25 protein-coding genes and 1 pseudogene are annotated in these 24,542 nt (G+C 55.8%); 19 read left to right on the forward strand and 7 right to left on the reverse strand.

The features are described from left to right. Positions 1–195: 195 nt before the first annotated feature. A pseudogene (locus SIK97_RS15870) lies at positions 196–366 on the forward strand (recombinase family protein); the annotation flags it as partial. Between the two features lie 147 nt (positions 367–513). Here the strand turns inward: SIK97_RS15870 and SIK97_RS15875 are convergent. Beyond that, positions 514–1,272, reverse strand: a complete 759-nt coding sequence (locus tag SIK97_RS15875) for a hypothetical protein (RefSeq protein WP_057173019.1) — start codon at positions 1,270–1,272, stop codon at positions 514–516. A gap of 213 nt (positions 1,273–1,485) precedes the next feature. Here SIK97_RS15875 and SIK97_RS15880 point away from each other — a divergent pair, with 213 nt between their 5' ends. From SIK97_RS15880 to dacC, 3 genes are all read left to right on the forward strand, one after another. Beyond that, the gene (locus tag SIK97_RS15880; RefSeq protein ID WP_211172165.1) at positions 1,486–1,848 is read left to right on the forward strand and encodes a hypothetical protein; all 363 of its coding nucleotides are present in this window, start codon (positions 1,486–1,488) and stop codon (positions 1,846–1,848) included. Between the two features lie 370 nt (positions 1,849–2,218). Beyond that, positions 2,219–2,608 carry a hypothetical protein gene (locus SIK97_RS29720; RefSeq protein ID WP_071957320.1) on the forward strand — a complete coding sequence of 130 codons (390 nt, stop codon included), beginning with the start codon at positions 2,219–2,221 and terminating at the stop codon, positions 2,606–2,608. Positions 2,609–3,063: 455 nt separating this feature from the next. Further along, positions 3,064–4,266 carry a serine-type D-Ala-D-Ala carboxypeptidase gene (gene dacC / locus SIK97_RS15885; protein WP_032721350.1) on the forward strand — a complete coding sequence of 401 codons (1,203 nt, stop codon included), beginning with the start codon at positions 3,064–3,066 and terminating at the stop codon, positions 4,264–4,266. 28 nt (positions 4,267–4,294) lie between these two features. Here dacC and deoR read toward each other — a convergent pair whose 3' ends face one another. Further along, complete coding sequence (gene deoR / locus SIK97_RS15890; RefSeq protein WP_046877864.1) at positions 4,295–5,053, reverse strand: DNA-binding transcriptional repressor DeoR; 759 nt, start codon at positions 5,051–5,053, stop codon at positions 4,295–4,297. A 125-nt stretch (positions 5,054–5,178) separates the two neighbouring features. Then, positions 5,179–5,772, reverse strand: coding sequence for an undecaprenyl-diphosphate phosphatase (ybjG, locus tag SIK97_RS15895; RefSeq protein WP_047724208.1), 594 nt, complete (start codon positions 5,770–5,772; stop codon positions 5,179–5,181). Positions 5,773–6,090: 318 nt separating this feature from the next. On the opposite strand from ybjG, the gene SIK97_RS15900 reads away from it, so the two are divergent. After that, positions 6,091–7,326, forward strand: a complete 1,236-nt coding sequence (locus tag SIK97_RS15900) for an MFS transporter (protein ID WP_032748874.1) — start codon at positions 6,091–6,093, stop codon at positions 7,324–7,326. A gap of 47 nt (positions 7,327–7,373) precedes the next feature. Here the strand turns inward: SIK97_RS15900 and SIK97_RS15905 are convergent, their stop codons facing one another. After that, entirely contained in the window at positions 7,374–8,189 is an 816-nt protein-coding gene (locus SIK97_RS15905; RefSeq protein ID WP_047724207.1) for a Cof-type HAD-IIB family hydrolase, read from the reverse strand. Next, a complete protein-coding gene (locus SIK97_RS15910) occupies positions 8,189–9,391 on the reverse strand; it encodes an MFS transporter (RefSeq protein ID WP_014228591.1) in 1,203 nt (400 codons plus the stop codon). Before SIK97_RS15910 ends, SIK97_RS15905 begins: the two co-directional genes overlap by 1 nt. Before the next feature lie 182 nt (positions 9,392–9,573). Here SIK97_RS15910 and SIK97_RS15915 point away from each other — a divergent pair, with 182 nt between their 5' ends. Beyond that, the gene (locus SIK97_RS15915; RefSeq protein WP_014228592.1) at positions 9,574–10,116 is read left to right on the forward strand and encodes a TetR/AcrR family transcriptional regulator; all 543 of its coding nucleotides are present in this window, start codon (positions 9,574–9,576) and stop codon (positions 10,114–10,116) included. A 158-nt stretch (positions 10,117–10,274) separates the two neighbouring features. Here the strand turns inward: SIK97_RS15915 and SIK97_RS15920 are convergent, their stop codons facing one another. Further along, the gene (locus tag SIK97_RS15920; RefSeq protein WP_004849356.1) at positions 10,275–11,960 is read right to left on the reverse strand and encodes an aspartate:alanine antiporter; all 1,686 of its coding nucleotides are present in this window, start codon (positions 11,958–11,960) and stop codon (positions 10,275–10,277) included. Between the two features lie 267 nt (positions 11,961–12,227). Here SIK97_RS15920 and ybjM point away from each other — a divergent pair, with 267 nt between their 5' ends. After that, positions 12,228–12,611, forward strand: a complete 384-nt coding sequence (ybjM, locus tag SIK97_RS15925) for an inner membrane protein YbjM (protein WP_032748878.1) — start codon at positions 12,228–12,230, stop codon at positions 12,609–12,611. A 6-nt stretch (positions 12,612–12,617) separates the two neighbouring features. Here the strand turns inward: ybjM and SIK97_RS15930 are convergent, their stop codons facing one another. Next, positions 12,618–12,881 carry a GrxA family glutaredoxin gene (locus SIK97_RS15930; protein WP_004100567.1) on the reverse strand — a complete coding sequence of 88 codons (264 nt, stop codon included), beginning with the start codon at positions 12,879–12,881 and terminating at the stop codon, positions 12,618–12,620. A gap of 204 nt (positions 12,882–13,085) precedes the next feature. Between SIK97_RS15930 and SIK97_RS15935 the strand changes: the two genes are divergently transcribed. The 12 genes from SIK97_RS15935 (at position 13,086) to SIK97_RS15990 (ending at position 24,143) form a co-directional block, all read left to right on the forward strand. Then, positions 13,086–13,376 carry a YbjC family protein gene (locus SIK97_RS15935; protein WP_009653259.1) on the forward strand — a complete coding sequence of 97 codons (291 nt, stop codon included), beginning with the start codon at positions 13,086–13,088 and terminating at the stop codon, positions 13,374–13,376. Further along, the gene (nfsA, locus tag SIK97_RS15940; RefSeq protein ID WP_025108025.1) at positions 13,360–14,082 is read left to right on the forward strand and encodes a nitroreductase NfsA; all 723 of its coding nucleotides are present in this window, start codon (positions 13,360–13,362) and stop codon (positions 14,080–14,082) included. Before SIK97_RS15935 ends, nfsA begins: the two co-directional genes overlap by 17 nt. Before the next feature lie 103 nt (positions 14,083–14,185). After that, complete coding sequence (gene rimK / locus SIK97_RS15945; RefSeq protein WP_009653278.1) at positions 14,186–15,088, forward strand: 30S ribosomal protein S6--L-glutamate ligase; 903 nt, start codon at positions 14,186–14,188, stop codon at positions 15,086–15,088. Positions 15,089–15,177: 89 nt separating this feature from the next. Then, complete coding sequence (locus SIK97_RS15950; RefSeq protein ID WP_032748880.1) at positions 15,178–15,657, forward strand: YbjN domain-containing protein; 480 nt, start codon at positions 15,178–15,180, stop codon at positions 15,655–15,657. Positions 15,658–16,005: 348 nt separating this feature from the next. Next, positions 16,006–17,118, forward strand: coding sequence for a spermidine/putrescine ABC transporter substrate-binding protein PotF (gene potF / locus SIK97_RS15955; RefSeq protein WP_004849369.1), 1,113 nt, complete (start codon positions 16,006–16,008; stop codon positions 17,116–17,118). Positions 17,119–17,220: 102 nt separating this feature from the next. Beyond that, entirely contained in the window at positions 17,221–18,354 is a 1,134-nt protein-coding gene (gene potG / locus SIK97_RS15960; protein WP_004134592.1) for a putrescine ABC transporter ATP-binding subunit PotG, read from the forward strand. 10 nt (positions 18,355–18,364) lie between these two features. Further along, positions 18,365–19,318 (forward strand): putrescine ABC transporter permease PotH, encoded by a 954-nt coding sequence (gene potH / locus SIK97_RS15965; protein WP_014228601.1) that lies wholly within the window; start codon positions 18,365–18,367, stop codon positions 19,316–19,318. Beyond that, the gene (gene potI / locus SIK97_RS15970; protein WP_004130847.1) at positions 19,315–20,160 is read left to right on the forward strand and encodes a putrescine ABC transporter permease PotI; all 846 of its coding nucleotides are present in this window, start codon (positions 19,315–19,317) and stop codon (positions 20,158–20,160) included. Before potH ends, potI begins: the two co-directional genes overlap by 4 nt. A gap of 57 nt (positions 20,161–20,217) precedes the next feature. Further along, a complete protein-coding gene (locus SIK97_RS15975; RefSeq protein ID WP_004100588.1) occupies positions 20,218–20,706 on the forward strand; it encodes a YbjO family protein in 489 nt (162 codons plus the stop codon). Positions 20,707–20,748: 42 nt separating this feature from the next. Then, positions 20,749–21,879, forward strand: coding sequence for a 23S rRNA (uracil(747)-C(5))-methyltransferase RlmC (rlmC, locus tag SIK97_RS15980; RefSeq protein ID WP_049079566.1), 1,131 nt, complete (start codon positions 20,749–20,751; stop codon positions 21,877–21,879). 78 nt (positions 21,880–21,957) lie between these two features. Further along, the gene (locus SIK97_RS15985; RefSeq protein WP_004849381.1) at positions 21,958–22,674 is read left to right on the forward strand and encodes a response regulator transcription factor; all 717 of its coding nucleotides are present in this window, start codon (positions 21,958–21,960) and stop codon (positions 22,672–22,674) included. Further along, positions 22,671–24,143 (forward strand): ATP-binding protein, encoded by a 1,473-nt coding sequence (locus tag SIK97_RS15990; protein ID WP_049079567.1) that lies wholly within the window; start codon positions 22,671–22,673, stop codon positions 24,141–24,143. The genes SIK97_RS15985 and SIK97_RS15990 overlap by 4 nt, the downstream gene beginning before the upstream one ends. Positions 24,144–24,542 lie beyond the last annotated feature (399 nt).

Consider the following 24,542-nt stretch of genomic DNA (forward strand, 5'->3'; position numbering starts at 1 on the left):
GGAGGGGTGAGCTCCCGTTCGTTTATTCCGGAACGGGGAACCCGCTGGAAGAGGCTGAAGAGGAACTCAGGGAGGGCTTATAGACACCAGCAACCCCGCCATTCGGTAGCTATTCTGTCTTAAGCTTACCGGTGCTTTCATGCCAGCCACCCTCTTCACTTACCGAGATGCAATCGACAGAAACTCCGTCAATTTTTGCAGAAAAATGTGTTGGTTCACGCAGAATGTGAGCAGATTTTCGAAGATACAGCGTGCGGGAAAAATGCCAGACGCCCAAGGCTTAGGCGTGCTATTCGTCGCTAAAAACCAAGGGATTCTTTTGTGGTCTGGAAGTTAGATCGCCTTGGGCGCAGTGTGCGCGAACTGGGATAGGTATAACATCATGTAATGAATAGATAGCAAGGTTTATAGATGCTTGCCGCCGAGTTTACGCAAGAGTCGGTAGGTCAGTTGGTTCCATATTCAAAAAAACATCAGTTATTAAATATTAAGTAATGGTATTATTTGCTACAATTACAATAACTCAATAATGCCTGTGGCAGGCACAATGAGACTATTAATTTGAGGGAAAATAATAATGCCGTCATAATAAAAGTCAAAAACAAATCTGAGTTCTTTTTCTTTTTTAAAGTCAACAGGCTTGATAAATTTTACATTTTCAAAAAGTGATATCAAAGTTTCAGACATGGCATCTATATCTTTATTTCCCAAATACAAATCCCTCGCTTGATAAATTATATCTTGAGTGTAAGATTGTATTCTTATCTTACCTGGATCATTAAAGTCACTACCGAAAATCATTTCACCTGAAGAAATTAGCTCCTTAACCTTTTGCAAAACATTTTTTTCCATTGCTTTTTTCATCCATGTTATTTTTTTGTAATCGATTGACCAGCTATCGTCGTAGCCACTAAATATATTCTGCGCGTCTTCAGCTCTTTCTGTTTTTGTTATGCAAAAGATAAATCGGTTTAAGTTATCCCATGTGTAATTAGCGTGATAGTCAACGAGAATCCTATCCTCATAACTTCCTTTCAGTGCAAGATGGTGGATGTGTACACTCGATAAACTAAGGTGTGATTTGTTTAAGTGGCTGAATAAATTAGTAGTTATCCACTTGTCTTTTAGATCTATATTAATTCGATAAAAACCTTCTTCCCTGTCTTCAACCTCTTTGTTTTCTGAGTCTCTATACTCAGTTAAGGAACCAATTCTTAGTGTACCTGACGTTTTGGGGTTGTTTTGTTTGCTGCAACTTTTAACTAAATACATTTTTCCTCCACCTGAAATAAGTTGCCAAAAATATCTCAATATTTAATGATGATTCTCATAAATAGCTCATGATTGCTGGTGTGTTTCTGTAGAAGAATTTACACCTTAAAAATTCATTTGTCACGCAACTACATAGAACTAATTGGTTAAAGATAAGCTTCAGGTATGCCCTGGCCGTATGTAAGCATCTGCATCGGAGGTGGCGAGAGACTATTGCGCATTGGTGACCGCTGTAATATAAGTAAATCTGAAGACGCTATATATGTTCCTTCACCTGCTGCCGACTACGTTGAGCAGAGGCTTACTGTCGCGGCTGCGTGCAACATTGGTGTGAACTCTCAAGTTTTAGAGACTGATCGAGGTTATGTCGTTCTCGATTTATCGTTGAAGGTGACGCAAGGAAGCGTCCTTCTTATCCGCTTGGCTGGCGAACTGCAGTTTGCAAAATTGATGGGTAGCTCTTTTATCACAGCCGAAGCCGAGAGCATCGAAGGTGAGGCACTGGAAGACGTGGAATTGCTCGGAGTCGCAACCCATGCGATTAACGACTTGAGGCAGGATACATGTCCTGTTTGATAAAAAATCCCCGGAGCAGGCACACTCAGGGGAAAAAACTTCATTACATTATTGCTGCGTGAGTCTTTGCGCGGAGTATATCTTCTGAGAAAATTCCTGATGTTTCCAGATATTTCTGGTCTGAACAGTTAAGTTAAAGTTCCGGTTGCATGGGTATGTTTTACTTAAGGGGTCATGGTGATGTTGAAGTGCTCGGAGTTGCTATGCACACGATCAACAGCTTGAGGCTGGATACTACCCTCGTTTGAAGGGGAGTGTGATTAACCGCACGTTAACGACTGTTGCCTGAAATTAACATCTGAGATAATAACCTCACGAATAATAGAGCAAAGCGCGTTTAAATGTGAGCAGTAAGAAAACGTTAACGTTCATGCAATTTTTGATAATAAATAGTCAACTCGCTGGCATCTCAGATACTTGGGCTGATTTGTGGGCATTGATTTTCCATACGAGCCTTAGTGCGGGTAGGTTGTTGGCGCTTCGGTACGATGACATAGATAATGATTCAATACTGATTCGAGAGCGGGGAAGACTGAAAGCGCTGCGCGTTGAAATTCCACCTAGGGCGATGTCGATGATAACTCGGCGACGGGAAAGGTATCCAGAGGATATTTTTTTGTTCCAGAGCCATTCAAATCGTGTGAAGAACGAATGTCGGCCAGTAACTATCATTGCGTTCAATGCTGCGTTGAGGCATGTATCTAAATCACTACCAGTAGTCACTGTAAGCAGTAGCAGTGCCAGAAATATCACAATGTAAGTGCCCCACCCAGTAGCCGTATCACAAATTATTATATAGAGCGGGTAGCATACAAACTAGCTACCAACTCCCGAATGTCTTCTCTTTGGTGATCTGTTTTTTGGGGCAGATTTTGGGGCAAAATGGTGTTTGGGGCACGATTTGGGGCAATCAAATGTCCGTATTTGTCCACATTTGACCAGAAGTCATTAAAGCTATGTTGTTGAAAAAAATGCAGAACGCTGAATTTGCTAAACTATTTTTTTGCATGCCATAATAAAGTTAATATTTAGGCAACCGCGATCAAAAAAATTGCGCTGTTTGCAGCACCGGGCGAGGTTATTGCGTAAACTTTAAAAACTTTACCAACTCGCTGTTTCTTTAAGGTCATTTGTACGCTTTACTCACCGGCTGCTGCGGCGCGGAACGAGTGTGGCGGCATATTTTTGTTTGGAAAGGATACTTGGGTGGCTCTTATGACGCATGATGCTTTTTCCCTTCGCGGCCTCGCGGCAGGCTGCGCGCTTTTACTTCTCGTTGCGCCTGCGGTGCAGGCTGCGGAACAACTCCCCGATGCGCCATCCATTGACGCGCGAGCCTGGATCCTGATGGACTATGCCAGCGGCAAAGTGCTCAGCGAAGGCAATGCCGACGAAAAACTCGACCCGGCGAGCCTGACCAAAATCATGACCAGCTACGTAGTCGGCCAGGCGTTAAAGGCGGGTAAGATTAAGTCTACAGATATGGTGACCATCGGACGCGATGCGTGGGCCACCGGTAACCCGGCGCTGCGCGGCTCTTCGGTGATGTTCCTCAAGCCGGGGATGCAGGTGTCGGTAGAAGATCTTAACAAGGGCGTCATCATTCAGTCCGGCAACGACGCCAGCATCGCGATAGCCGACTACGTGGCGGGCAGCCAGGACGCGTTTGTCAGCCTGATGAACGGCTATGCGCAGAAAATGGGCCTGACCAATACCACCTTTATGACCGTGCACGGTCTGGACGCGCCGGGTCAGTTCAGTACCGCCCGCGATATGGCGCTGCTCACCAAAGCGATGATCCATGACGTGCCGGAAGAGTATGCGATCCATAAAGAAAAAGAGTTCACCTTCAACAAAATCCGCCAGCCGAACCGCAACCGCCTGCTGTGGAGCACGAACCTCAACGCTGACGGGGTGAAAACCGGGACCACCGCCGGGGCGGGCTACAATCTGGTTTCTTCCGCGACGCAAAACGATATGCGCCTGATTGCCGTCGTGCTCGGCACCAAAACTGACCGTATCCGTTTTAACGAATCAGAAAAACTGCTGACCTGGGGCTTCCGCTTCTATGAAACCGTGACGCCGATTAAACCCGATGCCACCTTCATTACCCAGCGCGTCTGGTTTGGCGATAGCAGTGAAGCGAAGCTGGGGGCGGGCGAGGCGGGTTCCATCACGCTGCCGAAAGGCCAGCTGAAAAACCTCAAGGCCAGCTACACCCTGAACGATACGCAGCTGACCGCGCCGCTGACCAAAGGGCAGGTTGTCGGCACCATCGACTTTAAACTGAATGATAAAACCATTGAGCAGCGGCCGCTGATTGTGATGGAAGCGGTAAACGAAGGTGGTTTCTTTAGCCGGATGATCGATTTCGTGCTGATGAAACTGCACGGCTGGTTCGGCGGTTGGTTCTCTTAAAATGCAGGCCGCGCCCTGCGGGGCGCGGTTAGTAAAGCAGTGAAATTTGTTTTTCCTTCGCCAGCGCGAGCAGATCGTCATCCGGACAGACGTCGCTGGTTATTACGTCAAACTGCGATAAATCCCCCATCCGCGCCGGCCGGACTTTGCCGAATTTACTGTGATCGACAACCAGCACGTGGTAGCGAGCGCTTTTCATCGCCCAGTGTTTGACCGGCAGCTCTTCCAGGTTAAAACAGGTCGCGCCCTGCTCGCAATCGACGCCCGCGGCGGAATAAAACGCGATGTCCGGGCACAGGTGGCTCAGCGTATCCTGCAGGCTTAGCGGTTTAAAAATGGCGTTGCTGGCGTGGAACTCGCCGCCGCACAAAATCGCGCGGCACTGGGGCTTTTCCTGTAAGGAAAGAAAGGTATTGAGCGAATAGCAGACGCCGGTAAAGGGCAGGGCGCTATCGATGGCGTCGATGATCCACGGCGTGGTGGTCCCGCAGTCAAAAAAGGCCATCTGGTGGGGCTCAAGCAGCTTTGCCGCATGGCGGGCGGCGCGGCGTTTTTCATCCACAAGGCGCGTTTTCTGATCGCTCAGCAGATAGTGCGTTGCGCTGCGCGGCTCCAGAACGATATAGCCGCCCAGCAACACGACCGGGCCGCTGTGGCCGTTGAGGTCGCGACGAATGGTCATCTCTGACACGCCAAGCAGGGTGGCCGCTTCTTTTAGATGGAGTTTATCACTGCGCTTGAGCGCCTGAATAAGCTGGCTGATGCGTTCGTCACGACGAGTTTCCATATTCCCTCTAAGCTGAAAGCGCCCTGCATTGACAGGGCGTCAGCGGCGATTTTACCTGCCGGAAGAGGCTTAGTCACGTGCAGGAATCGGGCGCTGCCGCAACTTTACCGGCTGGTCAGGAACGTCTATTCGCGCACCCAGCCTTTGCGAATCGGCAGCGAAAAGAACAGGCGGTACAGCCGCTGCAGATGCTGATAGAGGGTTTTTCCGCCGCTTTGCCACAGCAGTTGGGCGCTAAGGCAGGCGATCATCGCGGTGAGAAGCCCGCCCAGCATGTCCATCGGCCAGTGAACGCCGAGATAGACCCGGGCCCAGGCAATCGCGCAGGCAACGGCGATAAGCAGCGCGCCCGACCACAGGCGGTGCCAGAACATAAAGGCCAGCGCAAAGGTAAAGCAGATAGTACCGTGATTGCTTGGGAAGGAGTTATTGGGTGAATGATGCAGGAAGTTATAGCCCACACCGGCGGCAAACGGACGTTCATGCGGAAAAAACACGCCGAATATCCATGAAAGCGTGAGGCTAATCGCGAGCGCCATCATCACCTTAAATACTAGCTGACGCTGGTTTGGCCCCCAAAGCCATAAGGCGAACACCAATAATGGCACAATAATAATCAGGTCTTTGGCGATAAACGTCGCGATTTCAATTGCCCACCGCGGCGACGCGGGGGTGGCATTGAGGAATGCAAACAGCGAGTAGTTAATATTTTCCAGCATACATCCAGGCTCTTGGGTCCGTTAGCAACAAGCCGCCCACCTTAAAAAACGGTGGCGATAAGGTAAAGCAGTATTGTCTTAATTATCAGTTTGTTATGAATGAAAGTGCGTATGTGGCTTCGTTAACAGACTGAGTAAAGGAGTATATAGCCTGTAATCTAATTGAAACATAAACGAAATATATACAGTGGAATTTTCATTCGGTGATGGCGACGCGGTCTCTGCGTGGCGATATTTCTCTTCATCGCTCACAATTCACTATCTCCCCGGCACGACTTTCATTAAACTTTGCGCGGTTTTATTTAAATAAGAGATTTCATGCACAATTCTTCGCTTTCAGGCAAACGCCTCGGACGTCAGGCGCTGCTCTTTCCGCTGTGCCTGGTGTTATACGAATTCGCCACCTATATCGGCAATGACATGATCCAGCCGGGAATGCTCTCGGTGGTGGAAGAGTTTGGCGTGGGCAATGAGTGGGTTCCGACCTCAATGACCGCCTATCTGGCCGGCGGTATGTTTTTGCAGTGGCTGCTGGGGCCGCTTTCGGATCGTATCGGCCGCCGTCCGGTCATGCTGACCGGGGTGGTGTGGTTTATCGTGACCTGCCTGGCGACGCTGCTGGCGCAGACGATTGAGCAGTTCACGCTGCTGCGCTTTTTGCAGGGCATCAGCCTGTGCTTTATCGGCGCGGTTGGCTATGCGGCGATACAGGAGTCTTTTGAAGAGGCGGTGTGCATCAAGATCACGGCGCTGATGGCCAACGTCGCGCTGATTGCGCCGCTGCTTGGGCCGCTGGTGGGCGCGGCCTGGGTTCATCTCCTGCCGTGGGAGATGATGTTTGTCCTGTTTGCCGTGCTGGCCGCTATCGCCTTTTTTGGGCTACAGAAGGCGATGCCGGAAACCGCCACCCGCATGGGCGAGAAGCTATCGGTTAAAGAGCTGGGGCGTGATTATCGTGAGGTGCTGAAAAACCTGCGTTTTGTCGCCGGCGCGCTGGCCACCGGTTTTGTCAGCCTGCCGCTGCTGGCGTGGATTGCCCAATCGCCGGTGATCATCATCAGCGGCGAGCAGGCGACCAGCTACGAGTATGGTCTGCTGCAGGTGCCGATATTTGGCGCGCTGATTGCCGGTAACCTGGTGCTGGCGCGCCAGACTTCCCGCAAGACGGTGCGTTCGCTGATTATTCTCGGCGGCTGGCCAATTATGATCGGCCTGCTGATCTCCGCCGTCGCGACGGTGGCGTCAACCCACGCGTATCTGTGGATGACCGCCGGGCTGAGCGTTTACGCCTTCGGGATTGGACTCGCTAACGCCGGGCTGGTACGCCTGACGCTGTTTGCCAGCGAAATGAGTAAGGGAACGGTGTCGGCGGCGATGGGGATGCTGCAAATGCTGATCTTTACCGTGGGTATCGAAGTGAGCAAGCACGCCTATGAGGCTGGCGGCAGCGGGCTCTTCAGCTTGCTCAACCTGCTGAGCGGGGTGCTCTGGCTGGCGATGACGGTCTACTTCCTGAAGGATAAACGCGTAGGCAGCTCCCTCGAACCGCAGTAATCTTCAGATGCCCTGCTGCGACGTTACGCGCCGCAGCAGGCGCGGCCTCAGGCGAACGGCGCTTCGCGATTAAGCACTTTATCAATAATATGCAGCACGCCTTCTTCGTTATTGTGCGGCGCGCGGTAGCCGGCGACGGCCTTCACCGGCGCGGCGGCGTTGGCCATGGCGAAACCGAAGCCGGCATGCTGCAGCATTTCGATATCGTTGCCGCTATCGCCAAACGCCACCACTTCATGGTTCTCGATCCCCCAGCGTTCCTGCAGGATGCGCAGTCCGTTGGCTTTATGCACGCCGGGAATAATCAGGTCAATGCTGCCGTAGCCGGTAGCGACCGCGGTCACCATATCGCCAAGCGCAGCGTGCAGCTTCGGCTGTATCTGCGGGATCAGCTGGTCCGGGACGTTGAGACCGAACTTCAGAATCTCATCATCAGCAATATGATTAAAATCGTCGACCAGTTCGAGGCGATGATAATACTTCGCCGCGACCGCTTTCAGCTCATCATTATACTGGTTGAGGGTATAAGCGCTGCGCTTACCGCAGGCGATGATTTCAATGTTGGTCAGCGTCTGGAGATGGTCGATAACAGTATTGAAATGCTCCTGCGGCATCCGGCAGTTAAACACGTCCTCGCCGGCGCTGACCACCCAGCCGCCGTTTTCGGCGACAAAGGCGATCTCATGGGCAACCTCGGGGAAGAAGGAGATAAGCTGGTAATACTGGTTGCCGCTGGCAACGACGAAGCGGATGCCCTGCTCGCGCATCCGTTGATACTGGGCGAGGAAGCGCTGACGGTTATAGGTTTTGGCATCGCTCAGAAAGGTGCCGTCCATGTCTACCGCAATCAATTTGATGCTCATTAACTGTTCTCCATCACGGGTTCAGATTGGGGCTTCGCTACCGCGCGGGCGACGATGGCCGCGACCAGCACGAGTGCCAGCACCACCATCATGGCGCTGCGCAGGCCGAAGTGTTCGCCGAGAAAGCCCAGCAGCGGCGGCCCGACGAGGAAGGCGAGGTAGCCGGTAATCGCCACCACGCTGACGCGCTTCGGCGCATCGGGGCCGGTGTCGCTGGCGGCAGAAATGGTCAGCGGGAAGCCCAGCGACGCGCCGAGGCCCCATAATAGTACGGAGAGACCGGCGACCCACGGGTTATCGACGAAAATAATCAGGCCAATGCCCAGGGCGCCCATTACCGCGCTGGCGCGAACCACCGTCACCCGGCTGTAGCGGTCAATAAACCAGCCGCCGGTAAAGCGGCCAAGGGTCATGCCGAGGGTGAAGCCTGCGTAAATCAGCGAGCCGGAGGTTGGGCTGAAGCCGTGGCCGTCCACCATCAGCAGCGGCAGCCAGTCGTTGGCGGAGCCTTCGGCAAAGGCCATGGCCAGGACGATCGCGCCAATCAGCAGCAGCTGGGCATCGCGCCATATCGGCAGGCCTTTGCCTTCATGGCGCGCCGCTTCCGCCGCATTTTTGCCGGTGCCTTCAGGGATCGCGCGAATGGCGATAGCAATGGGGGCGACGGCCACCAGTGCCGCCAGCAGGATGTGCGGCGCGGCGGGCAGGCCGAAGCCGGTTACCGCCATACCAATCCCGGCGCCGACGAGCGTACCGAAGCTGTAGAAACCATGCATCATCGGCAGGACGGTTTTATTCATCTCACGTTCAACGGCGGCGCCTTCGACGTTAATGGCCACTTCCGCGGAGCCAAAGCTGGCGCCGAAGATGGCTAAGCCGATAGCAAACAGCACCGCCGAGGTAAACCATAGCGCGGCGCTGAGCACCAGCATGCCGACCACCGCGCAGGACATGGTGGCGCGAATCACTTTACGGGTGCCGAATCGATTGACCAGCCACGCTGAGCAGAGGATGCCGCTCATCGAACCTATTGATAGTCCAAATAATACAATCCCCATTTCCGCCGTCGATAGCGCGAGCAGATCGCGAATCGCCGGCGTGCGGGTCGCCCATGAGGCCATGAGTAATCCGGGGATAAAAAAGAACATGAAGAGCGCCCACAGCCTTAGCTGGAGGGCTCTGCGGGAGGTTTGCGCTGTCATCCGTAAATGCCCGAGAGTGAAGAGATGCAGACAACAGTAGCAAGGTTGTGTACATTTGTACATCCAGGCAGGCTGCCGCGGAATGCTTTTTTATTGACCTCTATGATTCGATTCAGCCTGAGGCATATTTGACGCGTACGCCGTGGGATTCAGCATCTGTTTAAATGAAAGAGGAAAAGGGGATGGCCCGTCGACCAAACGACCCGCAGCGGCGGGAGCGGATTTTGCAGGCGACGCTGGACACGATCGCGATACACGGTATCCACGCGGTCACGCACCGGAAAATCGCCACCTGCGCGGGCGTGCCGCTGGGCTCGCTGACCTACTATTTCAGCGGCATTGAGGCGCTGGTCGAAGAGGCGTTCAGCCTGTTTACCGGCCAGATGTCGGCGCAGTATCAGCAGTTTTTTGCCGATGTGCATAGCCGCGAAGAGGCCTGTGACGCCATTGCGGAGCTGATTTTTAGCGCCCAGGTGACCACCGCGCGCAATATGGAGCTGATGTATCAGCTATATGCTTTTTGCAGCAGCCAGCCGAATTTAAAAGCGGTCATGCAGAACTGGATGCTGCGCAGCCAGCGGACCCTTGAGCAGTGGTTTGAACCGGCAACGGCTCGCGGGCTTGACGCCTTTATCGAGGGGATGACGCTGCACTTCGTGACTGACAGAGCGCCGCTATCGAGAGAAGCGATTCGACTGATGGTAGACCGGCTGGCGGGAGCGTGAGCGGGGCGCAGAAAACAAAAAACCCATCAACCTTGAACCTAAGTGGCGGGGTTGATGGGCTCCACAAAATGGGGACATCAAAGAAAAGCAGTGGCACTACTTATGACTGATGCCAGCAAAAAAAGTTCTGCGTATGCGCGTTTTTTTTCTTAAAAAATTCACTGTAGCCCCGGCCAGATGATGACAATCAGCGTACCTGCCAGGGTTAACAACACGTTAGCGATGGCGTAGGTCCCTGCGTATCCCAGCGCAGGAATATTGCTGCGCGCGGTATCGCTGATGATTTCCATCGCCGGCGCGCAGGTACGGGCCCCCATCATGGCGCCGAAGAGCATCGCCCGGTTCATGCGCAGCACGTACGCGCCGAACAGGAAGCAGATAACCACCGGCACCAGGCTGACGATAAGGCCCGCCGCCAGCATCTGACCGCCGACGGCGCCGAGGCCGTTATTTATGCCGGCGCCCGCGCTGAGCCCCACGCCTGCCATAAACACCATCAGGCCGAACTCCTTCACCATATTCAGCGCTCCCTGCGGAATGTAGCCAAACGTCGGATGGTTGGCGCGCAGGAAACCGAGCATAATGCCGGCAAACAGCAGACCGGCGGCGTTACCGATGCCGAAGCTGAACGAGCTGAACTGGAAGGTGATCATGCCGATCATCAGGCCAACGATAAAGAAGGCGCAGAAGGCGAGCAGGTCGGTCACCTGGCTGTGGATGGAGATAAAGCCGATACGATCCGCGACGGTTTTAACGCGACGCGCGTCGCCGCTGACCTGCAGCACATCGCCCTTGTTGAGCACCACGTTATCGTCGATAGGCATTTCGATCTGGCTGCGGATAACGCGGTTTAAGAAGCAGCCGTGATCGGTCAGCTTCAGCTGCGCCAGGCGACGGCCGACGGCATTGTGGTTTTTGACCACGATCTCTTCGGTGACGATGCGCATATCGAGCAGATCGCGGTCGAAGACCTCTTTGCCGTTACGGAAGCTTGGGTCGAGGCGGGCATGGGCATCCGGGTAACCTACCAGGGCGATATCATCGCCCATCTGCAGCACCGCATCGCCGTCCGGGTTCGCGAGAATGCCGTTGCGGCGGATGCGCTCAATGTAGCAGCCGGTCTGGCGGTAAATGCCCAGCTCGCGCAGGTTTTTACCATCAGCCCACGCCACCAGCTCCGGACCGACGCGGTAGGCGCGGATCACCGGCAGATAGACCTTGCGCCGGGAGTCGGTATCGAGGCCGCGCTCGCGGGCGATTTGCTGGGCGCTGGTTTGCAAATCCTGATGCTGCAGCTTCGGCATATAGCGGGCGCCGACGATCAGGCTGACCAGGCCAATCAGGTAGGTCAGCGCATAGCCGAGGCTCAGATGATCGAGCGAGAGGGCGAGCTGATCGCTGGGCATGCCGAAGTGCCGTAGCGTATCCCCGGCGCCCACCAGCACGGGCGTGGAGGTCATGGCGCCGGCGAGCATCCCGGCCGTCAGGCCGATATCCCAGCCGAAGAGCTTACCCAGCCCCATGGCGATCAGCATCGCGCTGCCGACCATCACCAGCGCGAGCATCAGGTAATTTTTGCCGTCGCGAAAAAAAATAGAAAAAAAGTTGGGCCCCGCTTCCACGCCGACGCAGAAAATAAACAGCATAAAGCCGAGATTGAGGGCATCAGTGTTAATACTGAAATGCTGTTGCCCTAATAATAGGGAAACCACTAAAACGCCAATGGAATTACCAAGTTGTACCGACCCGAGACGCAGTTTCCCGAGGCAGAGTCCTAATGCAAGCACAACGAACAATAACAGGATGTAATTCCCGTTTAACAAATCTGCGACGTTTATATTCACGAAAGCCAACTTCTCATTTACTAGTAAGTTGTTGAAGGAAATGGTTATTTGGTCTAAGGTTGGTCCAGTGTTCGCGTTGTCCCGAACGCTATTCTGGCATCCCGTTATAACCAGCAAAATATAGTCGACAGTTTAATCTTTCCTGGAGGCTGCGGCTAGTAACAATCGTGTTTACATTGACGGGATCTTTTATTGGCATGGATTGCCAGAATCTTTATCTGACTGGGCGAAGTGGAAGTTGGTTAGAGGCAAAATCAGGAGGATGTCGTGAAATCTGAGCGTGCTTGGGCCGGTATTATCTGTGGGTTCTTTCTATTTATCGTGGTTTGTTTATCACTACTGTTACATATGAAAGGCGCCTTTCGGGCTACCGGTAACCCTGAGCTCGGGCTGCTGTTCTTTTTGCTCCCCGGTGCGGCGGCAAGCTGCCTCTCTCCCGGGCAGCGGGTGCTGCGTCCGCTTATTGGCGCGATGCTGGCTGCACCTGTCTGTCTGGTGGTTATGCGGCTTTTCTTTGTGACCGAGCGTTCTTTCTGGCAGGAACTGGCGTGGCTGTTTAGCGCGGTGTTCTGGTGCGCGCTGGGCGCGCTGTGCTTTTTGTTTATTTGCGCCTGGCTTGATACCAGACGCAGGCACTCGTCAGAGGAGTGAGCCGTCTCAGGCGAACAGGCCGAGATTCTCTTTCGCCCAGGCTTCAAAGTCAGTGCAGCCGCCAATGTGCTTCTGATCGACAAAAATCTGCGGTACGGTTTCAACCGGTTTACCCACGGTTTTTTCCAGGTCGGCTTTGCTGATGCCTTCTGCGTGAATATCAATATAGCGATAGTTAAAATCATCACGCTCGTTGCTCAGTTTTTCCGCCAGCTCTTTGGCGCGAACGCAATAGGGGCAGCCTGGACGACCAAAAATTACCGTAAACATAGTCCTTCTCCTTAAACCTCAGCCGGATGGCGAATGCCGCGTATCATGCCGCGTTATGTCGAGGAGGGAAAGAAGGTTCTGCCTTTTGCTTCGATGGCTTAAGGCTATGTTTGGTAAATATTCTGCTGATGAAACCGCTATACTCCCCTGATACGCGACCGGTTTTTGCCCGGGAGCGTGCATGATTTTGACCGGAGGAGCGTTATGCGATCGCCCGCTGCATTACCAAAAAGCATTCTGGTAGTCGAGATTATCGGCATGGTGCTGTTGACCCTGGCCTGGCTCTCGCTCAACCAGTACGTCAGCCTGCCCGCGCCGTTTTCCAGCCCAACGGCGGCGCTGCTGATGATCTTCGCGGGGATCCTGCTGATGCTTCCGGCCGCCGTGGCGTTAATGTGGCGAGTGGCGAAAGTGATTGCCCCGCAGTTGACGCAAACGAAAACCCCACCTTCTTCATTGCCTGACAGAGAAAAACGAGATGACGCCGACCATTGAGCTGCTGCGTAGCCACCGTTCTATTCGCCATTTTACCGACGCGCCGATAAGCGACGAACAGCGCGCCGCGATTATTGCCAGCGCGCAGGGCGCTTCCAGCTCCAGTTTTTTACAATGCTCCTCAATTATTCGCGTTACCGACCCGGAAATACGCCAACAGCTGGTCCCGCTGAGCGGCGGCCAGCAGCACGTAGCGCAGGCCGCTGAATTTTGGGTATTCTGCGCTGATTTCAATCGCAATCTGCAAATCTGCCCGGACGCTCAGCTGGGCCTCGCCGAACAGCTGCTGCTGGGCTGCGTCGATACCGCGATTCTGGCGCAGAATGCGCTGGTGGCGGCGGAATCCCTTGGCCTCGGCGGCGTCTATATTGGTGGCCTGCGCAACAATATTGATGCGGTGACCGAGCTGCTGAAGCTCCCGCAGCACGTACTGCCGCTGTTTGGCCTGTGCCTTGGCTGGCCGGACGATAACCCGGAGGTGAAACCGCGCATGCCGTCGGCGATGCTGGTGCATGAAAATCACTATCAGCCGGTGGACGACGCGGTGCTTGCGGAATATGACGAGCAGATAGCGCAGTATTATCTCTCTCGCGGCAGCAATACGCGTCGCGATACCTGGAGCGACCATATCCGTCGGACTATTGTTAAAGAGAGCCGTCCGTTTATTCTGCAATATCTGCATAAGCAGGGATGGGCTACGCGCTGATTGCGTGTAAACTGCCCTCGGTCTGACGCAAGGAAATTCCGCAGGTCAGCGCTAATTGACTACCAGAGGCCCGCCAGAGCGGGTCTTTTCGCAGAGGTGCAGGGTGAAAATTGCCATATTATCCCGGGATGGAACGCTTTATTCATGTCGACGCCTGCGCGAAGCCGCGCAAAAACGCGGGCACCAGGTGGAAATCCTCGATCCGCTTTCCTGTTATATGAACGTCAGTCCGGTAGCCTCGTCGATTCACTATAAAGGTCGCCAGCTCCCGCATTTTGACGCCGTGATCCCGCGCATTGGCACGGCGATCACCTACTATGGAACCGCGGCGCTGCGTCAGTTTGAGCTGCTGGGCAGCTATCCGCTGAATGAATCGGTGGCGATCACCCGCGCCCGCGACAAGCTGCGCTCGCTCCAGCTGCTGGCCCGTCAGGGGATCGATCTGCCGCTCACCGGTATTGCCCATTCGCCAGACGATACCAGCGACCTGATTGCCATGGTTGGCGGCGCGCCGCTGGTGGTAAAGCTGGTGGAGGGTACCCAGGGCATCGGCGTAGTGCTGGCCGAAACGCGCCAGGCGGCAGAGAGCGTCATCGACGCTTTTCGCGGCCTGAATGCGCATATTCTGGTGCAGGAGTATATCGCCGAGGCGAAGGGGCGGGACGTGCGCTGCCTCGTGGTGGGTAATGAAGTGGTGGCGGCAATTGAACGGCGGGCGAAGGAGGGGGATTTTCGCTCTAACCTGCATCGCGGCGGCGTGGCGTCGGTGGCGTATATCAGCGAGCAGGAGCGTGAAATGGCCATCAAGGCCGCGCAAACGCTCGGGCTGGACGTGGCCGGCGTTGATATCCTGCGCGCCGCGCGCGGTCCTCTGGTGATGGAGGTCAATGCTTCTCCTGGGCTGGAAGGGATTGAAACCACCACCGGCGTCGATATTGCCGGCAAAATGATCGCCTGGATCGAACGACAAGCCACGCCCGGATTTTGTCTGAAAATGGGCGGATAATTCCCTTTCACGACACCGTCATGGAACAGGACGCTTTTTTTGCGTAAGCTATGGCGTCGCATTTTTCACAGTAAGAGGTCACAGGTCATATGGATTCACTGGTCGTTCCGGGTCTTGATACGTTACGTCAATGGCTCGACGAATTGGGCATCAGCTTTTTTGAGTGTGATTCCTGCCAGGCACTGCACCTGCCGCATATGCAAAATTTCGAAGGCATTTTTGATGCCAAACTTGACCTGGTGGATAACGTGGTGCTTTTCTCCGCGCTGGCAGAGGTGAAACCCTCCGCGCTGCTGCCGCTCTCCGCCGATCTTTCTGCGATTAACGCCAGTTCGTTGACGGTGAAAGCTTTCCTCGATATTCAGGATGATAATCTGCCAAAGCTGGTGGTGTGCCAGGCCTTGACCGTCAGCGTCGGCGTGACGATCGATCAGTTCGCGTGGTTTTTCCGCCAGAGCGAAGAACAGATATCGATGGTCATCCTCGAAGCCAGCGCCAATCAGGTGCTGTATAAGTCTGAGGAAGAAGAGCCGGTGGCTGAGAATATTCAGTACCATTTTCTTCACTAAGCCTGTCGAAAAATAGCGCAGCCACTGCCATAGCGGCTGCGTATTACATGCTTTTATTCTGCTATTAACCTTCCGGAAAAGAATTTTTCACCGCCATTCCGCCGCTTTCGGCTTATCACATAGACCCTTATTGCATAAAAAATTGATAAAAGCCGTTTTTTTACCTGGGCTATAGCCTCTTATTCTGGCTACAGTTATTCTGACGCTGCTTCCAGTTGCGGGCAACCATTCCGGGAGAGGTCCTCTCTCCTTTTCTTAGGCAATGAAAAAATATGCATGATTATTGCATGCGAACAAGTGCGTATATTCAGCCCGCTTGTTAACGGGCATTGAGAAGGAATAAGAGATATGACCGCCTTTGGTAAAAAATGGTTAACAGGTCTGGTTACGGGTGCGCTGATGGCCGTTTCTGCCGGTTCGCTCGCAGCCGAACAAAAAACCCTGCATGTTTATAACTGGTCTGATTATATTGCGCCGGATACGGTGGCGAATTTTGAAAAAGAGACCGGTATTAAAGTGGTGTATGACGTCTTTGACTCCAACGAAGTGCTGGAGGGTAAGCTCATGGCGGGCAGCACCGGTTTTGACCTGGTGGTGCCGTCGGCGAGCTTCCTTGAGCGCCAGCTGGCGGCCGGGGTGTTCCAGCCGCTGGATAAAAGTAAGCTTCCCAACTGGAAAAATCTCGACCCGGAAGTATTGAAGCTGGTCGCGAAGCACGACCCCGATAATAAATACGCGATCCCGTACCTGTGGGCGACAACCGGCATAGGCTATAACATCGATAAAGTGAAAGCCGTGCTGGGCAAAGATGCGCCGCTGGACAGCTGGGATCTGGTGATGAAGCCGGAAAACCTGGAAAAGCTGAAAAGCTGCGGCGTCTCCTTCCTGGATGCCCCGGAAGAGATTTTCGCCACCGTGCTGAACTATCTCGGCAAAGATCCTAACAGTACTAAAGCCGATGACTACACCGGCCCGGCGACCGATCTGCTGCTGAAGCTGCGTCCGAATATTCGCTATTTCCACTCCTCTCAGTACATCAACGACCTGGCGAACGGTGATATCTGCGTCGCTATCGGCTGGGCGGGCGACGTATGGCAGGCGGCTAACCGGGCGAAAGAAGCGAAAAACGGGGTGAATGTTTCCTACTATATTCCGAAAGAGGGCGCGCTGGCGTTCTTCGACGTCTTCGCCATGCCGGCGGATGCGAAAAACAAAGATGAGGCTTATCAGTTCCTGAACTATCTGATGCGTCCGGATGTTATCGCCCACATCAGCGATCATGTCTATTACGCTAACGGCAACAAAGCCTCTGTTCCGCTGGTCAGCGAAGCGATCCGCAATAATCCGGCCATTTACCCGCCGGCTGACGTCTTCGCCAAGCTGTTCACCCTGAAAGTCCAGGATCCGAAAATCGACCGCGTGCGTACTCGCGCGTGGACGAAGGTGAAAAGCGGTAAGTAATTCTCCGTGAGTTGTAGGCCGGATAAGCGTCGCGCTGCCGGCAACAGGCGCACCGCGATGGTGCGCCTGCACCATGATTTGATTTCTGCCGGAGAACACCCCGTGAATGATGTGATTCCTCGCCCGCAGGCGAAAACCCCCAAAGCGCTGACCCCGCTGCTGGAAATCCGTAATTTAACCAAGTCCTTCGATGGCCAGCACGCCGTCGATGACGTCAATCTCACCATTTATAAAGGCGAAATTTTTGCCCTGCTGGGCGCATCCGGCTGCGGCAAGTCAACCCTGCTGCGCATGCTGGCGGGATTTGAACAGCCTACCGCCGGACAGATTGTCCTGGATGGCGTCGATCTGGCGCGGGTGCCGCCGTATCAGCGGCCGATTAATATGATGTTCCAGTCCTACGCGCTGTTTCCCCATATGACGGTGGAGCAGAATATCGCCTTTGGCCTCAAGCAGGACAAATTGCCCAAGGCCGAAATCACCAGCCGGGTGCAGGAGATGCTGGCGCTGGTGCATATGCAGGAGTTCGCAAAGCGTAAACCGCATCAGCTCTCCGGCGGCCAGCGTCAGCGCGTGGCCCTGGCCCGCAGCCTGGCGAAAAGACCGAAACTGCTGCTGCTTGATGAGCCAATGGGGGCGCTGGATAAGAAGCTGCGCGACAGGATGCAGCTGGAAGTGGTCGATATCCTTGAGCGCGTCGGCGTTACCTGCGTGATGGTGACCCACGATCAGGAAGAGGCGATGACCATGGCGGGGCGTATCGCCATTATGAACCGCGGCAAGTTCGTGCAAATCGGCGAGCCGGAGGAAATCTACGAACACCCGACCACCCGCTACAGCGCGGAGTTTATCGGCTCGGTCAACGTCTTTGAAGGGCTGGTGAAAGAGCGGCAGGAAGATGGCCTGGTGCTGGACTCTCCGGGCCTGACCCATCCGCTGAAGGTCGATCCCGATGCCTCCGTCGTCGATAACGTGCCGGTGTGGGTGGCCCTGCGCCCGGAAAAAATCATGCTCTGCGAAGACCCGCCCGCGGATGGCTATAACTTCGCGGTGGGCGAGGTTATCTATATTGCCTATCTCGGAGACCTGTCTATCTACCATGTGCGCCTGAAAAGCGGGCAGATGCTGAGCGCTCAGCTGCAGAACGAACACCGTTACCGTAAAGGGGCGCCCACCTGGGGTGATGAGGTGCGTTTGTGCTGGGATGCCGATAGCTGCGTCGTGTTGACGGTGTAAGGAGAGGGCGATGAGTACATTAGAACCCCCGTCAGGCGTAAAAAAACCTGGCGGTTTTGCGCTGTGGCTGGCGCGGCTGCAGATGGCCCACGGGCGCAAGCTGGTTATTGCGCTGCCCTACGTGTGGCTGATCCTGCTGTTTCTGCTGCCGTTCCTGATCGTCTTTAAAATCAGCCTGGCGGAGATGGCGCGGGCGATCCCACCCTATACCGACCTGCTGGAGTGGGCCGACGGTCAGCTTACGTTAACGCTGAATCTCGGGAATTTCCTGCAGCTCACCGACGATCCGCTCTATTTTGAAGCGTATCTGCAATCGCTTCAGGTGGCGGCGATCTCGACGTTCTGCTGCCTGCTGTTGGGGTATCCGCTGGCGTGGGCGGTGGCGCACAGTAAGCCATCGACGCGAAATATCCTGCTGCTGCTGGTGATCCTGCCGTCATGGACCTCCTTCCTGATCCGCGTCTATGCCTGGATGGGGCTGCTGAAAAGCAACGGCGTGCTGAACAACTTCCTGCTGTGGCTGGGGGTCATCGACCAGCCGCTGGAGATCCTGCACACCAACCTGGCGGTCTATATCGGTATTGTTTACGCCTATCTGCCGTTTATGGTGCTGCCGATCTATACCGCCCTCACGCGTATCGATTACTCGCTGGTGGAGGCGTCGCTGGATCTGGGGGCCCGGCCGCTGAAGACCTTCTTCCAGGTGATCGTTCCGCTCACCAAAGGCGGGATTATTGCCGGGTCGATGCTGGTGTTTATTCCGGCAGTCGGGGAGTTCGTTATCCCGGAACTGCTGGGCGGGCCAGACAGCATTATGATTGGCCGCGTGCTGTGGCAGGAGTTTTTCAATAACCGCGACTGGCCGGTCGCGTCGGCGGTGGCGATCGTGATGCTGTTGCTGCTGATCGTACCGATCATGTGGTTCCACAAGCATCAGCAAAAACAGGTGGGGGAACACGGATGAATAATTTACCGGTAGTCCGTTCGCCGTGGCGAATTTTGATTCTGCTGCTCGGCTTTACCTTTCTGTATGCCCCGATGCTGATGCTGGTGATTTACTCATTCAACAGCTCAAAGCTGGTGACGGTATGGGCGGGGTGGTCGACGCGCTGGTATCGCGAGCTGTTTCATGACGATGCGATGATGAGCGCGGTAGGCTTAAGTCTGACCATTGCCGCCTGCGCCGCGACGGCGGCGGTGATCCTCGGTACCATTGCCGCAGTGGTGATGGTGCGTTTTGGCCGCTTCCGCGGTTCAAACGGCTTTGCTTTTATGATCACCGCGCCGCTGGTGATGCCCGATGTGATTACCGGCCTGTCGCTGCTGCTGCTGTTTGTCGCGCTGGGGCATTCAATTGGCTGGCCGTCGGATCGCGGCATGCTGACCATCTGGCTGGCGCACGTGACCTTCTGTACCGCGTACGTCGCGGTGGTCATTTCATCGCGCCTGCGTGAGCTGGACCACTCTATTGAAGAGGCGGCGATGGATCTGGGCGCCGCGCCGCTGAAGGTCTTTTTCGTCATTACGCTGCCGATGATTATGCCGGCGGTGGTCTCCGGTTGGCTGCTGGCCTTTACGTTGTCGCTAGACGACCTGGTTATTGCCAGCTTTGTTTCCGGGCCGGGGGCGACGACGCTGCCGATGCTGGTCTTCTCCAGCGTGCGCATGGGGGTCAACCCGGAGATTAACGCCCTGGCGACGTTAATCCTCGGCGTGGTCGGGATTGTTGGTTTTATCGCCTGGTATTTGATGGCCCGCGCGGAAAAGCAGCGGGTGCGCGATATCCAGCGTGCAAGAAGCGGCTGAACCACCTAAAATCTGCAATAGAGTTAACATCGGCGCCGCATTTGTGGCGCCGTTTTCATGGAAGACTTTACGTTGGGATTGTTTACTAAAACGCGTTCGTCTCATGCTCGTCTTAACGTTCCTGCGCTGGTGCAGGTGGCGGCCTTCGCCATTATTTTAATCCGCGGCCTGGATTTGCTGATGATCCTCAACCAGCTTGGCGTTCAGGGAATCGCGGATTTTGTCCATCGCAGCGTGCAGACGTGGGCGCTCACCCTGGTGTTTCTCTCAAGTCTGGTGCTGGTATTTATTGAAATCTGGTGCGCGTTTTCGCTGGTAAAAGGGCGCAACTGGGCGCGTTGGCTGTTCCTGTTGACGCAGATTATCGTGATTGGCTATCTATGGGCCGCTTCATTGGGCTACGGTTATCCCGAGCTGTTTAGTATTGCAGGGGAATCGAAGCGCGAAATCTTTCGCTCCCTGGTGCTGCAAAAACTACCGGATCTGCTGGTGCTGGCGATGCTGTTTGTGCCGGCCCCGTGCCGACGCTTTTTCCGTTTACAGTAACGGTGATACAATCCCCGCCCCTGTTTTTTTGAAGGTCTTGTTATGCATTGCGCACTTTATGACGCGGGCCGCTGCCGCTCCTGCCAGTGGCTGGAACTGCCGGTATCCCAACAGCTCGCCGATAAAATGGCCGATCTTCGCGCGCTTCTCGCCGATGCGCCCGTCGCTGAATGGTGCGCACCGGTTTGCGGGCCGGAAAGCGGGTTTCGCAACAAAGCGAAAATGGTGGTCAGCGGTAGCGTGGAGCGCCCATTGCTGGGGATGCTGCACCGTGATGGCGCCCCGGAAGACCTGACCGACTGTCCGCTTTATCCGCAAAGCTTCGCGCCCGTCTTCGCTGCGCTCAAGCCGTTTATCGCCCGCGCCGGGCTCACGCCCTATAACGTTGCCCGCAGGCGCGGAGAGCTGAAGTACATTCTGCTGACCGAAAGCCGGCTCGACGGCGGTATGATGCTGCGCTTTGTCCTGCGTTCGGAGAGCAAGCTTGCCCAGCTGCGCGCCGCGCTGCCGGAGCTTCAGGCGCTGCTGCCGCAGCTGCAGGTGATTACCGCCAATATTCAGCCGGTGCATATGGCCATCATGGAAGGAGAGCGGGAAATTTTCCTCACCGACCAGCAGGCGCTGGCGGAAAATTTCAACGGCGTGCCGCTGTGGATCCGCCCGCAAAGCTTCTTTCAGACCAACCCGGCGGTGGCCAGCCGCCTGTATGCCACCGCTCGTGACTGGGTGCGCCAGCTGCCGGTCAACCATATGTGGGATCTCTTCTGCGGGGTGGGCGGCTTTGGTCTGCACAGCGCAACGCCTGAGATGCGCCTGACCGGGATTGAAATTGCCCCGGAGGCGATCGCCTGCGCGAAGCAGTCGGCGGCGCAGCTCGGGCTGAATAATCTGCATTTTCAGGCGCTCGATTCCACGCAGTTTGCGACCGGCGAAGGCGATATTCCCGATCTGGTGCTGGTGAATCCGCCGCGTCGCGGTATCGGCGACGGCCTGTGCGACTATTTAAACCGTATGGCGCCAGGCTTTATTATCTACTCCAGCTGCAACGCCCGGACGATGGCGAAAGATATCGCTCGCCTGGCCGGTTATCGCATTGAGCGCGTCCAGCTGTTCGATATGTTCCCCCATACCGCCCACTATGAGGTGCTGACCCTGCTGGTTCGCGAAGTATAAACAAAATGTGAACTCTTCAGGTGCTGAAGATCGGGTAAGCTTGGCTAATCAGAACGTAAGAATAGCGGAGTGCTGCCGGTGGCAAAAAAAATCCTGTTGGTTGAAGATGATGAAGATATCGCCGCGCTGCTGCGCCTGAATCTGCTGGATGAGGGCTATCAGATTGTCCACGTGGCGGACGGAGCCCAGGCCCTGCGCCTGCTGGAAAAAGAGCTTTGGGATGCGGTGATCCTCGACCTGATGCTGCCGGGCGTAGACGGTCTGGAAATTTGTCGGCGCATTCGTCAGCAAACCCGCTATCTGCCGGTGATTATTATCAGCGCTCGCGCCAGCGAAACCCAGCGGGTACAGGGGCTGGAGATGGGAGCGGATGATTATCTGGCCAAACCGTTTTCGATTCTCGAACTGACCGCCCGGGTCAAAGCGGTGTTCCGTCGTCAGGAGGCGATGGGGCAGAATCTGCTGATGGATGCCGGCCGTATCGCCAGCCATGGTTTAAGCATTGACCCCTTGTCGCGCGACGTTAAGCTGCGCGGCGAGACGGTGGATCTGACGCCACGCGAGTTCGACCTGCTCTACTACTTTGCCCGCCATCCGGGGGAGGTCTTTTCCCGCCTTGAGCTGCTTGATCGGGTGTGGGGCTATCAGCACGACGGCTATGAGCATACGGTCAATACCCATATCAACCGCCTGCGCACCAAAATTGAGCGCGACCCGGCGGAGCCGGACATCATTCTGACCGTCTGGGGAAAAGGCTATAAATTTGCCGTGGAGCGCAAAGAGGCGCAGCCATGATCCGCCGTCTCAGCCTCAGCCAGCGCCTGGCTCTGGTGTTTACCTCACTGCTGCTGCTCTGTGCCATAGCCGTTTGTCTGATCCAGCTGTACAGCAGCGCGCAGTACGGCAATGTCATGGTCCAGCGTCTCTCCGCCGGGCTGGCGCAGCAGATCGCCGCCCGCGAGCCGCTGCTGGACGCTCAGGGGCAGGTTGATCGCCGGATGCTGAAGCCGCTTTTTGATCGGCTGATGACCTTCAATCCCAGCGTGGAGCTGTATCTGCTTTCGCCCGACGGCGAGCTGCTGGCCGACGCCGCGCCGCCGGGGCATATTAAGCGCCAGCGCATCGATCTGGCGCCGGTGCAAACGTTCCTGTCCGGCGGCGCCTGGCCGGTGTACGGCGACGATCCGCGCAGCCTTGATAAGCAAAAGGTGTTTAGCGTGGCGCCGCTGCGCCAGGACGGCCAGCTGCGCGGCTATCTCTACATTATCCTGCAGGGTGAAACCTTTAATGAACTGGCGGCGAGCGCCTGGCAGAAAACCTTGTGGAGCCTGCTGCTGTGGACTCTGCTGCTGGTGGCCGGTCTCGGCGGGCTGGCGGGCTGGCTTGCCTGGTTCTGGGTAACGCGCCCGGTGCGTCAGCTCACCGCGCTGGTGGCAACCGACAGCCAGGACAGTATTCATGCGATCAAGGCGCTGGCGGCGCAAACTCCGGAGGCGAACCCGGGGAATGAAGTGGCCGTGCTGCATAATCGCTTTATTGAACTGGCCCGCCAGATTGCCGGGCAGTGGGACCGTCTGGCCGACAGCGATCGCCAGCGGCGAGAATTTGTCGCCAATATCTCCCACGATTTACGCACGCCGCTCACCTCTTTGCTGGGATATCTGGAAACGTTAAGCCTGAAGGCCGATCGCCTGACGATGGAGGAGAACAAGCAGTATCTGAATATCGCCCTGCGCCAGGGGAACAAGGTCCGCCATCTTTCTCAGCAGCTGTTTGAACTGGCTCGCCTGGAGCACGGCGGGATTAAGCCGCAGCCGGAAACCTTCGTGCTGGCTGAGCTGGTGCAGGATGTCGCGCAAAAATTCGACCTGGCAATCGCGACGCGCAATATCGGTTTACAGCTGGATCTGGCCACCGGGCTACCGCCGATAACGGCGGATCTCTCGATGATTGAACGGGTGCTGACTAATCTGCTCGATAACGCCATTCGCCATACGCCGGAAGGTGGGCTTATCCGCCTGACGGCGCGTCGCTCAGGGCCGGAATTTATCGTCGAGGTGGCCGATAGCGGACCGGGCGTTGCCGGTGAGCTGCGGGCAACCTTGTTCGAACGGCCTTCGGTGCTTGAACCTGGCGCGCAAAGCGCATCACGAGGGGGACTGGGTTTGATGATTGTGCGACGGATGCTGCAGCTTCACGGCGGCGATATTCGCCTGCTTGAAGCGCCGGCAGGGGCCTGTTTCCAGTTTACCCTGCCGGTTTAAGGTGGCGGATTGGCCGATCGCGATACCGGTCTATCGCCGTCTGCTAAACGGTAGCCCGGGTAAGGCGTTTACGCCGCAGCCCGGGAAATGGGGATTGAGGCTTTAGTGCGGCTTCGTCCCGGGCCGCGCTGCGCTTGCCCGGGCTACGGGGCCACGACTGTCTGCGGGCCGGTAGCCCGGGTAAGGCGTTTACGCCGCAACCCGGGGAGTGCGCCGGGGTTGAGGCTTTAGTGCGGCTTCGTCCCGGGCCGCGCTGCGCTTGCCCGGGCTACGGGGCCACGACTGTCTGCGGGCCGGTAGCCCGGGTAAGGCGTTTACGCCGCAACCCGGGGAGTGCGCCGGGGTTGAGGCTTTAGTGCGGCTTCGTCCCGGGCCGCGCTGCGCTTGCCCGGGCTACGG

This window comes from Klebsiella sp. JN_Kp126 (genome assembly GCF_033843325.1).
Taxonomy (GTDB): domain Bacteria; phylum Pseudomonadota; class Gammaproteobacteria; order Enterobacterales; family Enterobacteriaceae; genus Klebsiella; species Klebsiella michiganensis.

Excerpts from the sequence above, each read along its gene's own strand:
- SIK97_RS15875 (WP_057173019.1), bottom strand. The coding sequence starts at position 1,272 with ATGTATTTAGTTAAAAGTTGCAGCAAACAAAACAACCCCAAAACGTCA.
- SIK97_RS29720 (WP_071957320.1), top strand. The coding sequence starts at position 2,219 with ATGCAATTTTTGATAATAAATAGTCAACTCGCTGGCATCTCAGATACT.
- dacC (WP_032721350.1), top strand. The coding sequence starts at position 3,064 with ATGACGCATGATGCTTTTTCCCTTCGCGGCCTCGCGGCAGGCTGCGCG.
- deoR (WP_046877864.1), bottom strand. The coding sequence starts at position 5,053 with ATGGAAACTCGTCGTGACGAACGCATCAGCCAGCTTATTCAGGCGCTC.
- ybjG (WP_047724208.1), bottom strand. The coding sequence starts at position 5,772 with ATGCTGGAAAATATTAACTACTCGCTGTTTGCATTCCTCAATGCCACC.
- SIK97_RS15900 (WP_032748874.1), top strand. The coding sequence starts at position 6,091 with ATGCACAATTCTTCGCTTTCAGGCAAACGCCTCGGACGTCAGGCGCTG.
- SIK97_RS15905 (WP_047724207.1), bottom strand. The coding sequence starts at position 8,189 with ATGAGCATCAAATTGATTGCGGTAGACATGGACGGCACCTTTCTGAGC.
- SIK97_RS15910 (WP_014228591.1), bottom strand. The coding sequence starts at position 9,391 with ATGACAGCGCAAACCTCCCGCAGAGCCCTCCAGCTAAGGCTGTGGGCG.
- SIK97_RS15915 (WP_014228592.1), top strand. The coding sequence starts at position 9,574 with ATGGCCCGTCGACCAAACGACCCGCAGCGGCGGGAGCGGATTTTGCAG.
- SIK97_RS15930 (WP_004100567.1), bottom strand. The coding sequence starts at position 12,881 with ATGTTTACGGTAATTTTTGGTCGTCCAGGCTGCCCCTATTGCGTTCGC.
- SIK97_RS15935 (WP_009653259.1), top strand. The coding sequence starts at position 13,086 with ATGCGATCGCCCGCTGCATTACCAAAAAGCATTCTGGTAGTCGAGATT.
- nfsA (WP_025108025.1), top strand. The coding sequence starts at position 13,360 with ATGACGCCGACCATTGAGCTGCTGCGTAGCCACCGTTCTATTCGCCAT.
- SIK97_RS15950 (WP_032748880.1), top strand. The coding sequence starts at position 15,178 with ATGGATTCACTGGTCGTTCCGGGTCTTGATACGTTACGTCAATGGCTC.
- potF (WP_004849369.1), top strand. The coding sequence starts at position 16,006 with ATGACCGCCTTTGGTAAAAAATGGTTAACAGGTCTGGTTACGGGTGCG.
- potH (WP_014228601.1), top strand. The coding sequence starts at position 18,365 with ATGAGTACATTAGAACCCCCGTCAGGCGTAAAAAAACCTGGCGGTTTT.
- potI (WP_004130847.1), top strand. The coding sequence starts at position 19,315 with ATGAATAATTTACCGGTAGTCCGTTCGCCGTGGCGAATTTTGATTCTG.
- SIK97_RS15975 (WP_004100588.1), top strand. The coding sequence starts at position 20,218 with ATGGAAGACTTTACGTTGGGATTGTTTACTAAAACGCGTTCGTCTCAT.
- rlmC (WP_049079566.1), top strand. The coding sequence starts at position 20,749 with ATGCATTGCGCACTTTATGACGCGGGCCGCTGCCGCTCCTGCCAGTGG.
- SIK97_RS15990 (WP_049079567.1), top strand. The coding sequence starts at position 22,671 with ATGATCCGCCGTCTCAGCCTCAGCCAGCGCCTGGCTCTGGTGTTTACC.